This window comes from Caulobacter sp. GW821-FHT09B08 (assembly GCF_059418225.1).
Map to the genome: position 1 here is coordinate 301,724 of NZ_JBWKPL010000003.1, position 12,501 is coordinate 314,224.

Annotated in this window: 14 protein-coding genes; 7 read left to right on the forward strand and 7 right to left on the reverse strand. The window is 68.4% G+C overall.

Features of this window, described 5'->3' with window-relative positions:
- The first annotated feature begins 34 nt into the window (after positions 1 to 34).
- The 4 genes from AC07OA_RS12055 to AC07OA_RS12070 all read left to right on the forward strand — a co-directional run bounded on the left by AC07OA_RS12055 (position 35) and on the right by AC07OA_RS12070 (position 4,658).
- The gene (locus AC07OA_RS12055) at positions 35 to 520 is read left to right on the forward strand and encodes a DUF3291 domain-containing protein (protein WP_494664047.1); all 486 of its coding nucleotides are present in this window, start codon (positions 35 to 37) and stop codon (positions 518 to 520) included.
- 59 nt (positions 521 to 579) lie between these two features.
- On the forward strand, positions 580 to 1,914 hold the full coding sequence (locus AC07OA_RS12060) for an aminotransferase class V-fold PLP-dependent enzyme (protein ID WP_494664048.1): 1,335 nt from the start codon (positions 580 to 582) through the stop codon (positions 1,912 to 1,914).
- Between the two features lie 67 nt (positions 1,915 to 1,981).
- Positions 1,982 to 2,644 (forward strand): phosphoribosylformylglycinamidine synthase subunit PurQ, encoded by a 663-nt coding sequence (gene purQ / locus AC07OA_RS12065; RefSeq protein WP_494664049.1) that lies wholly within the window; start codon positions 1,982 to 1,984, stop codon positions 2,642 to 2,644.
- 100 nt (positions 2,645 to 2,744) lie between these two features.
- Positions 2,745 to 4,658 (forward strand): CocE/NonD family hydrolase, encoded by a 1,914-nt coding sequence (locus AC07OA_RS12070; RefSeq protein WP_494664050.1) that lies wholly within the window; start codon positions 2,745 to 2,747, stop codon positions 4,656 to 4,658.
- Positions 4,659 to 4,789: 131 nt separating this feature from the next.
- On the opposite strand, the gene AC07OA_RS12075 is transcribed toward AC07OA_RS12070, so the two are convergent.
- The 5 genes from AC07OA_RS12075 to AC07OA_RS12095 form a co-directional block, all read right to left on the reverse strand.
- Positions 4,790 to 5,386 carry a histidine phosphatase family protein gene (locus AC07OA_RS12075; RefSeq protein ID WP_494664051.1) on the reverse strand — a complete coding sequence of 199 codons (597 nt, stop codon included), beginning with the start codon at positions 5,384 to 5,386 and terminating at the stop codon, positions 4,790 to 4,792.
- A gap of 109 nt (positions 5,387 to 5,495) precedes the next feature.
- On the reverse strand, positions 5,496 to 5,660 hold the full coding sequence (locus tag AC07OA_RS12080; RefSeq protein WP_494664052.1) for a hypothetical protein: 165 nt from the start codon (positions 5,658 to 5,660) through the stop codon (positions 5,496 to 5,498).
- A gap of 85 nt (positions 5,661 to 5,745) precedes the next feature.
- Positions 5,746 to 6,342, reverse strand: a complete 597-nt coding sequence (locus AC07OA_RS12085) for a peptidylprolyl isomerase (protein ID WP_494664053.1) — start codon at positions 6,340 to 6,342, stop codon at positions 5,746 to 5,748.
- Positions 6,339 to 6,734, reverse strand: a complete 396-nt coding sequence (locus tag AC07OA_RS12090; protein WP_494664054.1) for a type II toxin-antitoxin system VapC family toxin — start codon at positions 6,732 to 6,734, stop codon at positions 6,339 to 6,341. Before AC07OA_RS12090 ends, AC07OA_RS12085 begins: the two co-directional genes overlap by 4 nt.
- The gene (locus AC07OA_RS12095) at positions 6,731 to 7,096 is read right to left on the reverse strand and encodes a type II toxin-antitoxin system VapB family antitoxin (RefSeq protein ID WP_494664055.1); all 366 of its coding nucleotides are present in this window, start codon (positions 7,094 to 7,096) and stop codon (positions 6,731 to 6,733) included. Before AC07OA_RS12095 ends, AC07OA_RS12090 begins: the two co-directional genes overlap by 4 nt.
- Here AC07OA_RS12095 and purL point away from each other — a divergent pair.
- Together purL and AC07OA_RS12105 are read left to right on the forward strand one after the other, a co-directional pair.
- Positions 7,065 to 9,275 (forward strand): phosphoribosylformylglycinamidine synthase subunit PurL, encoded by a 2,211-nt coding sequence (purL, locus tag AC07OA_RS12100; protein WP_494664056.1) that lies wholly within the window; start codon positions 7,065 to 7,067, stop codon positions 9,273 to 9,275. The two genes, AC07OA_RS12095 and purL, sit on opposite strands and share 32 nt — an antisense overlap.
- 93 nt (positions 9,276 to 9,368) lie before the next feature.
- Positions 9,369 to 9,725 (forward strand): hypothetical protein, encoded by a 357-nt coding sequence (locus tag AC07OA_RS12105; RefSeq protein WP_494664057.1) that lies wholly within the window; start codon positions 9,369 to 9,371, stop codon positions 9,723 to 9,725.
- On the opposite strand, the gene AC07OA_RS12110 is transcribed toward AC07OA_RS12105, so the two are convergent.
- The gene (locus AC07OA_RS12110) at positions 9,722 to 10,606 is read right to left on the reverse strand and encodes an AraC family transcriptional regulator (protein ID WP_494664058.1); all 885 of its coding nucleotides are present in this window, start codon (positions 10,604 to 10,606) and stop codon (positions 9,722 to 9,724) included. The genes AC07OA_RS12105 and AC07OA_RS12110 overlap by 4 nt on opposite strands.
- A 142-nt stretch (positions 10,607 to 10,748) precedes the next feature.
- Here AC07OA_RS12110 and AC07OA_RS12115 point away from each other — a divergent pair, with 142 nt between their 5' ends.
- On the forward strand, positions 10,749 to 11,624 hold the full coding sequence (locus AC07OA_RS12115) for an oxidoreductase (RefSeq protein WP_494664059.1): 876 nt from the start codon (positions 10,749 to 10,751) through the stop codon (positions 11,622 to 11,624).
- A gap of 271 nt (positions 11,625 to 11,895) precedes the next feature.
- Here AC07OA_RS12115 and AC07OA_RS12120 read toward each other — a convergent pair whose 3' ends face one another.
- Positions 11,896 to 12,393 carry a winged helix-turn-helix transcriptional regulator gene (locus AC07OA_RS12120; RefSeq protein WP_494664060.1) on the reverse strand — a complete coding sequence of 166 codons (498 nt, stop codon included), beginning with the start codon at positions 12,391 to 12,393 and terminating at the stop codon, positions 11,896 to 11,898.
- Between the last annotated feature and the right edge of the window lie 108 nt (positions 12,394 to 12,501).

A 12,501-nucleotide genomic window follows, 5' to 3' on the forward strand; every position in this document is an offset into this window, starting at 1 on the left:
GCCCCATGTTCGATGAAACGGGCGGAGGCGATCCATGAGCGCGAAATACGAACTGGCCCAGGTCAATTTCGGCCGCCTGCGCGCGCCCGTCGACCATCCGATGATCAAGGACTTCGTCGACAACCTGGCGCCCATCAACGCCCTGGCCGAGGCCTCGCCCGGCTTCGTCTGGCGGCTGACCGGCGAAGGCGGCGACGCCACGGACCTCAAGCCCTTCGAAGACCCGTTGATGGCGATCAACATGTCGGTCTGGACCGACATCCCCTCGCTGGGCGCCTACGTCTATCGCAGCGACCACGTGCGCATCATGCGCCGCCGCCGCGAGTGGTTCGAGCACATGGATCTCTACATGGTGCTGTGGTGGGTCCCGGCCGGCCACCGCCCCACCATCGACGAAGCCAAGGCCAGGCTGGCCCTGCTGGAGGCCAACGGCCCCGCGCCCGACGCCTTCACCTTCAAGGTCCCCTTCCCCGCGCCCGACATGGACAGCGTCGAGCCCGTGCTGGACGAGTGCGCCTAGCCGCGATCTGAACGCATCCCCTCGGCCCCGCGTTGTCTCCACAAGGCTGGGACAAGACGATGGGCATCGGGCGCAGGGATTTTCTGCTCGGCAGCGGCCTGGCGATGGCCGCCAGCCCCGCGCTGGCCCAGACCCTGCCGGCCGCGCCGGTCCCCTATCAGTCGTCGCCGGACGCGCCTCCACCGCCGCCGCCCGACTGGACCGCCGTGAAGGCTCAGTTCCAGACCGCGCCGGACGAGATCAACATGAGCGCCATGCTGATCGCCACCCACCCGCTGCCGGTGCGCCGGGCGATCGATCAGTTCCGCCGTGAGCTGGACTGGCGGCCGGTGACCTATCTGGAGGACAACAACCGCCGCCTGCAGGGCTACAGCCGCGCCGCCGCCGGCCGCTATCTGGGCCTGCCGGGCGACCAGGTGGCCCTGACCGACAGCACCACCCTGGGCGCGGCCCTGGTCTATGGCGGGCTGAAGCTGAGCTATGGCGACGAGATCGTCACCACCAACCAGGACTACTACGTCACCCACGAATCCTTGCGCCGCGCCGCCCTGCGCAACGGCTCGACGGTAAAGCGCATCGACCTCTTCGACCGCATCGAGACCGTGTCGGAAGCCGACATGGTCGCCCGCCTGATGGCGGCGGTCACACCCAAGACCCGGGTCTTCGCCCTGACCTGGGTGCATTCCAGCACTGGCCTGAAGCTGCCCCTTCCCGCCATCTCGGCCGCCCTGGCCCAGGTCAACGCCACGCGCCAGGAGCCCGAGCGGATCATCCTGGCCGTCGACGGCGTGCACGGCTTCGGCAACCAGGACGCCACCCTGGCCAGCCTTGGCTGCGACATCTTCATGGCCGGCTGCCACAAGTGGCTGTTCGGGCCGCGCGGCACCGGGATCATCGCCGCCAACGCCCAGGGCTGGGCCCGCCTGCGTCCCTCGGTGCCCAGCTATGTCGACAGCGCCGCCTGGACCGCCTGGATCAACAATGCGCCCCTTCTGGAGAACACCGACGGTCCGCTGATGTCGCCCGGCGGCTTCAAGGCCTTCGAGCACCTCTGGTCGATCCCGGCCGCCGTCGACTTCCACGAGCAGATCGGCAAGGCCCGGGTCGCGGCCCGCACCACCGAGCTGGCCGACCAACTGAAGGCCGGCCTGGCCCTCATGCCGCATGTACGCCTGGTCACGCCGCGCGACCCGCGCCTGTCGGCGGGCATCGTCTCGTTCGACGTCCAGGGCCTGTCGACCGACGCCGCGGTAGCCCGCCTGCGCCGCCGCCGGATCATCGCCTCGGCCGCGCCCTATGCGATCCAGCACGTGCGCCTCACGCCCAGCATCATGAACTCGCCCGCCGAGGTGGACCTGGCGCTGGCGGAGGTGCGTGGCCTGGCGTCCGCATAGCCCCGCCCCTCAAGTAAGGGGTTTCATACGCTGACAACCCCCACGAACGGTGCTAGAGGCCCGCGCTATGAAAGCCGCCGTCGTCGTCTTCCCCGGTTCCAATTGCGATCGTGACTGCAAGGTCGCCATCGAGCGCTCCGCCGGAGCCCGCGTCGAGATGGTCTGGCACCAGGAGACGGCCCTGCCGGACGACCTGGACCTGATCGTCCTGCCCGGCGGCTTCTCCTACGGCGACTACCTGCGCTGCGGGGCCATGGCGGCCCAGAGCCCGGTCATGCGCGAAGTGATCAAGGCCGCCGACGACGGCGTCGCCGTGGTCGGCATCTGCAACGGCTTCCAGGTGCTGTGCGAGGCGGGGCTGCTGCCCGGCGCCCTGCTGCGCAACGAGAAGCTGAAGTACATCTGCAAGCCCGTCGCCCTGGACGTGGTCAACAGCCAGACCCGCTTCACCGCCGGCTTCGGCGAGCAGCGCTCGGCCGTGATGACCGTGGGCAACGGCGAGGGCAACTTCTTCGCCGACGAAGAGACGCTGAACCGCATCGAAGGCGAAGGCCAGGTGGTGTTCCGCTACCAGGACAATCCCAACGGCTCGGCCCGCGACATCGCCGGCATCATGAACGCCAAGGGCAACGTCCTGGGCCTGATGCCCCACCCCGACCGCTCGTTCGATCCGGACCTCGGCTCGGAAGACGGCGCCCTTCTGTTCCGCAGCATCTTCGCCAGCGCCTAGGCGTCGCGCCGCCCGCGCGAATGCGGGCTGGAACGGTGTTATATTATAGCAAGCTCGAATAACCGCTCCTAAGGTGCCCGCACCATTGGGGAGCTTTTCCATGAGTCTCGCATCCACCCTGCGCGCGGGCCTGCTGGCCGCCGCCGCCCTCGCCGCCTTCGCCGGCGCCTCCCATGCCCAAACCCCGGCCCTGACCCCGGACATCGACGGCAAGTACGTCGCGCCCAAGGTCGGCTACGACTACGACAAGCGCGTGGTCATGGTGCCGATGCGCGACGGGACCAAGCTCTACACCGTGATCGTGGTGCCCAAGGGCGCCAAGAACGCCCCGATCCTGCTGACCCGCACGCCCTACAACGCCGCCAAGCGCACGGCGCGCAACGACAGCGCCTCGATGCTGGCCACCCTGGCTGAGGGCGACAGCGTCTTCGTCACGGACGGCTACATCCGCGTGATCCAGGACATCCGAGGCAAGTACGGCTCGGAAGGCGACTACGTCATGACCCGCCCGCTGAAGGGGCCGCTGAACAACAGCGAGGTCGACCACGCCACCGACGCCTACGACACCATCGAGTGGCTGACCAAGAACGTGCCCGAGAGCAACGGCAAGGTCGGCATGCTGGGCAGCTCGTACGAGGGCTTCACCGTGGTGATGGCCCTGGTCAATCCGCACCCGGCCCTGAAGGTGGCCGCGCCGATGAGCCCGATGGTCGACGGCTGGATGGGCGACGACTGGTTCCACTACGGCGCGTTCCGGCAGGTGAACTTCGACTACTTCACCGGCCAGACCACCGTGCGCGGCGCGGGCGAAGGCATCCAGCGCGCCGGCCCCGACGACTACGAGAACTTCCGTCGCGCCGGCTCGGCCGGCGACTACGCCAAGGCCCATGGCGTCGATGTGCTGCCGTGGTGGAAGAAGACCACCGAGAACGCCGCCTACACGCCGTTCTGGAGCCAGCAGGCGCTGGACAAGACCATGGCCGAGCAACCACTGAAGGTGCCGACCATGTGGATCCAGGGCCTGTGGGACCAGGAGGACATGTGGGGCGCGGTCCACGCCTACGCCGCCACCGAGCCCAAGGACACGGCCAACGACAAGAGCTACCTGGTGCTGGGCCCCTGGCGTCACAGCCAGGTCAATTATGACGGCTCAAGCCTGGGCGCCTTCAAGTGGGACGGCGACACCGCCCTGCAGTTCCGCCGCGATGTGCTGCTGCCCTTCTTCAACCAGTATCTGAAGGACGGCGCGCCCAAGGCCGACACCCCGCCGGTGCTGATCTACGATCCGGGCGAGAACCGCTGGGATCGCTACAAGTCCTGGCCTCAGGGCGGCAGCAAGCCCTTGTACCTGACCAACAAGGGCGGCCTGTCGTTCAGCGCCCCGGCGGCGGCCAAGGGCCCGGCGGCCTATGACGAATACGTCTCCGATCCGGCCAAGCCCGTGCCCTACATCCCGCGTCCGATGAAGTTCGGCGATCGTGATAAATGGACGCCCTGGCTGCTGACTGACCAGCGCGCGGTGGCCGACCGCACCGATGTGCTGTCTTACGTCTCCGAACCCCTGACCGCGCCGCTGAAGATCGCCGGCGTGCCCAAGGTCAACCTTGTGGCTTCCACCAGCGGCAGCGACAGCGACTGGGTGGTCAAGCTGATCGACGTCTATCCCGACGAGGTCCCCAGCCAGCCCGAGCTGGGCGGCTACCAGCTGGCTGTGGGCATGGACATCTTCCGTGGCCGCTATCGCGAGAGCTTCAGCGATCCCAAGGCGCTCAAGCCCAATGCGCCGCTGAAGTACCAGTTCATTCTGCCGACCGCGAACTACACCTTCCAGCCGGGGCACCGGATCATGGTGCAGGTGCAGTCCAGCTGGTTCCCGCTCTACGACCGCAACCCGCAGACCTTCGTGCCCAACATCTTCTTCGCCAAGCCGGCGGACTATGTGAAGGCGACCCAGCGGGTCTATCACGCGGGGGATACGGCCAGCTTCATCGAGCTGCCGGTGGTGGGGCAGTAGCACTCACCACTTGCCCCCTTCGGGCCTTCGGCCCTCCTTCCCCCATAGGGGAAGAGGACTGGAGCGCGCGTCCTCCGCCCCCTATGGGGGCGGACAGACCGCGTAGCGGTCAGGTGGGGGCAAGTGTCAGCCTACGCAGCCTCGACCGGCGCGCAGTCGAACCGGTCCACCTGCCCGCCCATCAGCCGGAAGACCGCGTCCTGCGGCACGTCCTGGGCCAGGACCTCGGCCCGCGACAGGCCCGCATAGGCGCCGCGCAGCAGCCGTCCGGCGATCCCGTGGCTGACCACGATCAGCCGGCGCTGGTCCTCCGGCGCTTGGTCGGCCAGCCAGCTCGAAACGCGATCCATGATCGCCTCGTAGCTCTCCCCGCCCGGCGCGGCGAAGGGCCATTCGGGGCTCTTGAACAGCTCGGGGTTCTCGCGCGCCACGTCGTCGCGCAGCCGGTGCGACCAGTCGCCGACATCGATCTCGACCAGCCGCTCGTCATACGCGACCGGCACGCCCAGGCGAGCCTGGATCGCGGCGGCGGTCTCACGCGTGCGCTTGAGGGGGCTGGCCACGATCCGCCAGTCCGGCGACGGGTCGCGGGCGACGAGATCCGCCAGCAGATCGGCCATGGCGGCGGCCTGGCGGCGGCCCAGGGCGTTGAGCTCGGTGTCGGTCCGGCCCTGCAGACGGCGCTCGCGGTTGTAGGCGGTCTCGCCGTGGCGACACAGGTAGATCATGCAAGGGCTCCCGACCGACGAAGGCCTCCGCATAATCCGGAACGCAGCCGTGAAAAAGGGCCGGAAGCGTTCGCCGCCGGCCCTCCTTCACATCACGGAGCGGAATTCGTCAGCGGTCGCGCCGCTGCTGGTCTCCCTGGTCGGCCTGGCCGCCCGGATTGCGGCCCTGCTCGTTCTGCCTGTCGCGGTCGCCCTGCTGCTGCTGCTGGCCCGGGGACTGTCGCTGCGGGTCGTTCTGCTGCTGTTGCGGGCCGCGGGTCTTTTGGTCACCCATGAGCTTACTCCTTTGCACAGCGCGCCGATCGCGCACGAGCAAGGAAACGGCCCGGGACTCGCCCCGTTCCTTCGGCCCAGCTGCCTTAGTTGCGGCTTAGCTTTTGAATCTTCACCGGATTTTCGATGATCTGGCCCTTCATGTAGGGATCGTTGGCCTTGGTGACCGTGGGGGCGTCGTGGATCTTGCGGACCACGTCCATGCCCTCGACCACCCGCCCGAACGCCGCGAAGCCTTGGCCGTCCTTGTTGCGGGCGCCGCCGAAATCCAGGGCGTGGTTGTCGCCGATGCAGATGAAGAACTCCGACCCCGCCGTGCCCGGCGCCCCCCGCGCCATCGAGATCACCCCGTCGGTGTGCAGGATGCCCGTGACCTTGGTGGTCTCGTGAGCGATGGCCGGCAGCGGGCTGTCGTCGCGGTTCAGCCCGCCCTGGATGACGCTGATCGTGGCGGGATTGTTGTCGTTCTTCGGCGAGACCGTCCGATAGAAGGCGGCGCCGTCCATCAAGTGCTTGTCCGCATAGGCCAGGAAATTGGCCACGGTGATCGGCGCCTTCTCGGGATAGAGCTCGATGACGATGGGCCCGAGATCCGTGACCATCCGTACCCGGACAGGCGCGGCGCCGGCAGCGGTCAGCGGCACAACGGCGGCAAGCGCCAGCAGGCGGCGGCGGGAGATCATGGAGCGGCTCGCTTGACGTCGGTGTGGATAAAGTCGTTTCCCTTGAAGAGCAGCGGCTCGTCCAGGGATTTGGCCAGGGCGTAACTGAAGCTGTCGCCATAGTTCAGATCGGCATCGTGGCGGGTTTTGCCATAAAACCGGCGAGCCTCCGCTGCGACGTACGCCTGCTCGGCCGTAAGCGCGACGATCTCGATCCGCAGCCGCGCGATGTCTCGGTTGAGCAAGGCGATGCCGGTCGCCGCATTCCAACGCCGCATATAGACTTCCGCCGCCTCCACATAGGATCCGGCCGACATCAGGCGACGCTTGGCGCGTAGCAAGAGAGCATAAAAGGCGTCCGCCTCGGGCTCGCGCAACGAAATCGCCATCAAGGCCGAGGTGTCGATGATCATCCGATCGGCTGGCCATGCTCGTCGTAGAGCTCGGCCTCGATCTCGCGCCAGTCGCGGGCGTCGAACACCGGGCGAGCGTCGAGTTCCGCGAAGAACGCCTGCTTGGCGGCCTCCTCGGCCTCGCTCAGGGCGTAGGGATCGGACAATCTCGCGACCTTTTCGACCAAGGCCTGGTGGATCGCTTCGGTCAAACTTTCCCCCGTCGCGTCCGCGACCTGTCGCGCCAAGGCCTCTGTCTCGGCCCGCTTGATGCTGATGCCCATTCTAGAACCGCCTTTGATGTTTCTAGAATATAGCGGAATCCCCCGGGCCACGCTAGAAGGCCCGCCCATGAGCACCTCGACCTCTCCCGCGAAGTCCATGGCCGAAACGGCCGCTGAATTCGGCCTCAAGCCGGAGGAATACGCCGTCGTCCTCGACCGCCTGGGCCGCGAGCCCAACCTGGTCGAGTTGGGCGTGTTCTCGGTGATGTGGTCCGAGCACTGCTCGTACAAGTCGTCCAAGAACCAGCTGAAGAAGTTCCCGATCACCGGCCCGCGCGTGATCTGCGGCCCCGGCGAGAACGCCGGCGTGATCGACATCGACGACGGCGACGCCATCATCTTCAAGATGGAGAGCCACAACCACCCGTCCTACATCGAGCCCTACCAGGGCGCGGCGACGGGCGTGGGCGGTATCATGCGCGACGTCTTCACCATGGGCGCGCGCCCCATCGCCCTGCTCAACGCCCTGCGCTTCGGCGAGCCGGACCATCCCAAGACCAAGCGCCTCGTGGACGGCGTCGTCGCGGGCATCGCCGGTTACGGCAACTGCGTGGGCGTGCCCACGGTCGCCGGCGAGACCAATTTCCACAAGGGCTACAACGGCAACATCCTGGTCAACGCCATGTGCGTGGGCCTGGCCGACGCCGACAAGATCTTCTACTCGGCCGCGCCGGGCGCGGGCCTGGCCGTGGTCTATTTCGGCTCCAAGACCGGCCGCGACGGCATCCACGGCGCGACCATGTCCTCGGCCGAGTTCTCGGAAGACTCCGAGGAAAAGCGTCCCACCGTGCAAGTCGGCGACCCCTTCGCCGAGAAGCTGCTGATCGAGGCCACCCTGGAACTGATGGCCACCGGCGCCGTCGCCGCCATCCAGGACATGGGCGCGGCGGGCCTGACCTCCTCGTCGGTTGAGATGGCCGGTAAGGGCGGGGTCGGCATCGAGCTGAACATGGACATGGTGCCCCAGCGCGAAACCGGCATGAGCGCCTACGAGATGATGCTCTCGGAAAGCCAGGAGCGCATGCTGGCGGTGCTGAAGCCCGGCCGCGAGCAGGAAGGCCACGCCATCTTCGAGAAGTGGGGCCTGGACGCCGCCGTCATCGGCCACACCACCGACACCGGCCGCTTGGTGCTCAAGCACCACGGCGAGACGGTCTGCGACGTGCCCCTGGCCCCGCTGTTCGACGACGCGCCGCTGTACGACCGTCCCTGGGTCCAGCCGACCCTGCATCCGCACCTGGACCCGGGCAAGATCGCCGCCCCGGCCGACTGGAACGCAGCCGTGCTGAAGGTGGTCGGCAGCCCCGATATGGCCTCCAAGCGTTGGCTGTGGGAGCAGTACGACCGCCACGTGATGGCCGACACGCTTGAAGACAGCGCCACCGGCTGCGACGCCGGCATCGTGCGCATCCACGGCAAGGGCAAGGCCATCGCCGTGACCAGCGACGTCACCCCGCGCTACGTCTTCAACGACCCCTACGAGGGCGGCAAGCAGGCCGTGGCCGAGGCCTGGCGCAACCTGACGGCCGCCGGCTCGCTGCCGATCGCCATCACCGACAACCTGAACTTCGGCAGCCCCGAAAAGCCCGAGACCATGGGCCAGATCGTCCGCGCCACCGACGGCATGGCCGAGGCCTGCCGGGCGCTGGACTTCCCGGTCGTGAGCGGCAACGTCAGCCTCTACAACGAGACCAACGGCGTCGCCATTCCGCCGACCCCCACCGTCGGGGCGGTGGGCCTGCTGAGCGACTACGACCTGCGCATGGGCTTCGGCAACGTGGCCGAGGGCGACACCCTGGTGCTGATCGGCGAGACCCACGGCGAATTGGGCGCCTCGATCTATCTGCGCGAAATCCTGGGCCGCGAGGACGGCGCCCCGCCGCCGGTCGACCTGGCCTTAGAGAAGAAGAACGGCGACTTCGTGCGCGGCCTGATCCCGACCGGTCTCGTCGCGGGCCTGCACGATCTGTCGGACGGCGGCCTGCTGATCGCCGCAGCCGACATCGCCCTGGCCAGCAAGGTCGGCGTCACCCTGAACGCCACCAGCCACGCCCACGCCCACCCCTACCTGTTCGGCGAGGACCAGGCCCGCTACCTGGTCGCCACCCCCGATCCCGAAGCAGTGCTGGCGGCGGCCAAGGAAGCCGGCGTGCACGCCAACCTGGCCGGCGTGGCGGGCGGCGAAGCCTTCGCCTCGACGGGCCTGTTCAGCATCCCGCTGGAAACCCTGCGCACGGCTCACGAGGCCTGGCTGCCGGGCTTCATGGGCGCGGCCTAGTCGTCATCACGCGGACATAGACGCACCGCACAGACCGGAACAAAGGAGTCGCCTCGCACGATGCGACTCCATCCCGCCCTCTCGGAGTTTGGCATGCGTAAGTTCTCGATCCTGGCCACCGCTGCTCTGACCCTGTCGCTGCTGGCCGCTTGCGCGCCGTCCGCCCAGACGCCGGCCCCGACGGCCCAGAGCGCCGACGCCTCGTGCGCCGCGCGCGGCGGCTCGATGCAGCCGGTCGGCCGCCTGCAACGCTCCACCTGCGTGGTGCCCTTCAGCGACGCCGGCAAGACCTGCTCGGACAAGGCCGACTGCCAGGGCGCCTGCATCGCCGAGGGCAATGCGGAATCGCAGGACGCGACCACCGGCCAGTGCCAGAAGACCAACGTCCAGTTCGGCTGCTACGCCAAGATCGTCGGCGGCAAGTCGACCGGCACGATCTGCGTCGACTAGGCCACCGCGAACGCCGACTGCGGCGTCGCCCTTAGCCGGGCGGCGTCCCGTCCTGGCGGCGCGCCGAACAGGCGGGCGTATTCACGGCTGAACTGGCTGGCGCTGTCGTAGCCGACGCTGAAGCCCGCGCCGGCCACGTCGCCCGGCTGGCTCAGCAGCAGGGTGCGCGCCGCCTGCAGGCGCAGCTGTTTCTGATACTGCAGCGGGCTCATGGCCGTGACGGCCTTGAAGTGGCGGTGGAACGAGGCCGGGCTCATGCCCGCCAGCCGCGCCAGATCCTCCACCTGCATGGGCGCGGCGAAGTGGGCCTGCAGCCATTGGATCGCGCGGTTGATCTGCGACAGGCGGCTTTCGGCCAGGCCGATCTGCCGGACCATAGGGCCGGCGGGGCCTTGCAGCAGCCGCCACAGCACCTCGCGCTCCAGCATCGGCCCCAGCACCGGAATGTCGCCGGGCCGGTCCAGCAGGCGCACCAGCCGCAGGATCGCGTCCAGCAGGTCCGGCCCGGCCGCGTTGACGGCGAGACCGGTCGACGACCCCATCGTCGCAAAGGCGGGCGATTCCAGGATCAGGGCGGCGATCTTGGCCGGGTCCAGGGCGATGGCGAGGGCCAGGTACGGCGCCTCGACGACCTGGCCGCTGACCGGCAGCTCGACCGACACGGTCAGGAACTGGCCCGGGTCGTAGCGGAAGAACCGGTCGCCCAGGGTGGTATTCTTCGCACCGGCGACGATCAGGCACAGCAGGGGCTGGTAGACGATCGGCATGACCTCGGTCGTCCGGCTGGCCACGAACAGGGTCAGGCCTGGAACGGCGGTCTCCAGGCTGCCCTCGCAGCCGTGGCGGTCGATCAGGGCGCGGATTTCGGTCAGCTGGTCCATGGCTTTTTCATGCGCGCGAAGGCGCCGGGTCGGCAAGCGTCCGGCGTCGTGGTTGATCGGATCGTGCAAGAGGACGCGAGCATCGCCCTACCCGCTCGACGGTCTCCGGGCCTTCAATAGCGCCATGGACAAGGAGATTTCCATGAGCAAGATCTGGTTCGTCACCGGCGCGGCCCGCGGCCTCGGCGCCGAAATTGCCAAGGCGGCCTTGGCCGCCGGCGACCGCGTGGTGGTCACCGGCCGCCGCCGCGAAGCCCTGGAGGCCGCCTTCGGCCCCGACAGCGACAGCGTGCTGTCCCTGCCCCTGGACGTCACCCGCGAGGCCGACGCCCGGGCCGCCGTCGAGGCGACCCTGGCGCGCTTCGGCCGCATCGACGTGCTGGTCAACAACGCCGGCTACGGCAATCTGGGCCTGTTCGAGGAAACCACCGACGCCGAGGCACGCGCGCAATACGACACCAATGTCTTCGGTCTCTACAACGTCACCCGCGCCGTCCTGCCCGCCATGCGCGGCCAGCGGTCCGGCCGGGTGTTCAACATCTCGTCGGTGGGCGGGCTGGTGGGCGGCGAAGGCGGGTCGCTCTACTGCGCCGCCAAGTTCGCCGTCGAGGGCTTCTCGGAGTCGCTGGCCGCCGAGGTCGCGCCGTTCGGCATCCACGTGACCATCGTCGAGCCGGGCTTCTTCCGCACCGACTTCCTGGACCAGACCTCGGTCCAGTACGGCTCGGTCCATATCGACGACTACGCCGAGATCTCGGCCCAGATGAAGGCGTTCTGGGACAGCCGCAACCACACCCAGGCCGGCGATCCGGCCAAGCTGGGACGCGTGCTGGTCGACCTGGCCGAACGGGCCGATCCGCCGCTGCGCTTCGCCGCCGGCTCGGACGCCGTGGCCATGATCGGCGGCAAGATCGACAGCCTGCGCGCCGAACTGGACGCCTGGAGCCGGCTTTCGGTCACCACCGACGGCGACAACGTCCCCGCCCCGTCGGAGGCGTCGGCCGGAACCTGGCGCTGATTTAAGAATGGGTCCCGGTCACTTCGCGGGCTGGGGCCCGTCGTCTTCCAGGTTGCGTTTGGGAGCTTCCAGGGCCGGCGCCGGATGGGCGTCCAGCCACAGATTGCGCAGCCACTTCCAAAGCAGCGTCAGGATCATCGCTCCCTCCCAGGGCGGTCTTCGCCTCTCTGGGTCGCGCCAGACCTTGTCCCGGACCGAGCGCGGCCGCGCCGAACCTACACCCGAAGGCTGAAAAGCCGCCACCGCAATCGCAGATCGGCACCGGCCGGGGTCACGCCCCGCGCCGGCGCGCGACCTGGGCCACCCGCTCCAGCACGAACGGGCCCGCCGCCGGCCCCGCTGCATAGACGAAGTCGGGGCTGTCCATCGGCTTGCCGGTCCGGCGGTCGACCAGCACGGGCTCGGCCGGCAGGCCCGAGGCGGCCTCGACCATCTGGCTGGCGATCCCTTCGACCGCGTAGTGCCGGTTGCCGAAGGCCATCAGGGCGGTCATCACCGGCGCGAAGTCGCGCCCCAGATCGGTCAGCACATATTCGTGGCGCACCGGCCGCTCCTGATAGGGCCGCCGCTCCAGGAAGCCGGCCTCGACCAGGGCCGCCAGCCTCTGGGTCAGGACGTTGGGCGCCACGCCCAGGCTCTTCTCGAATTGGTCGAATTTCGACAAGCCCTGGAAGGCGTCGCGCAGGATCATCAGGCTCCAGGTGTCGCCCACACGCTCCAGCGTGCGGCCCACGGGGCATTGTCCAGGATCGAAGGCGCGTCGGGTCATGAGCGCAATATAGGGGTCCGGCTAGCAAATCGAAAGTTAGTCACTTGCAATTAGAAAGTGACATACCATTTCAGCCTCACGACGGACCAAGGGGCCCGCCAGCAAGGA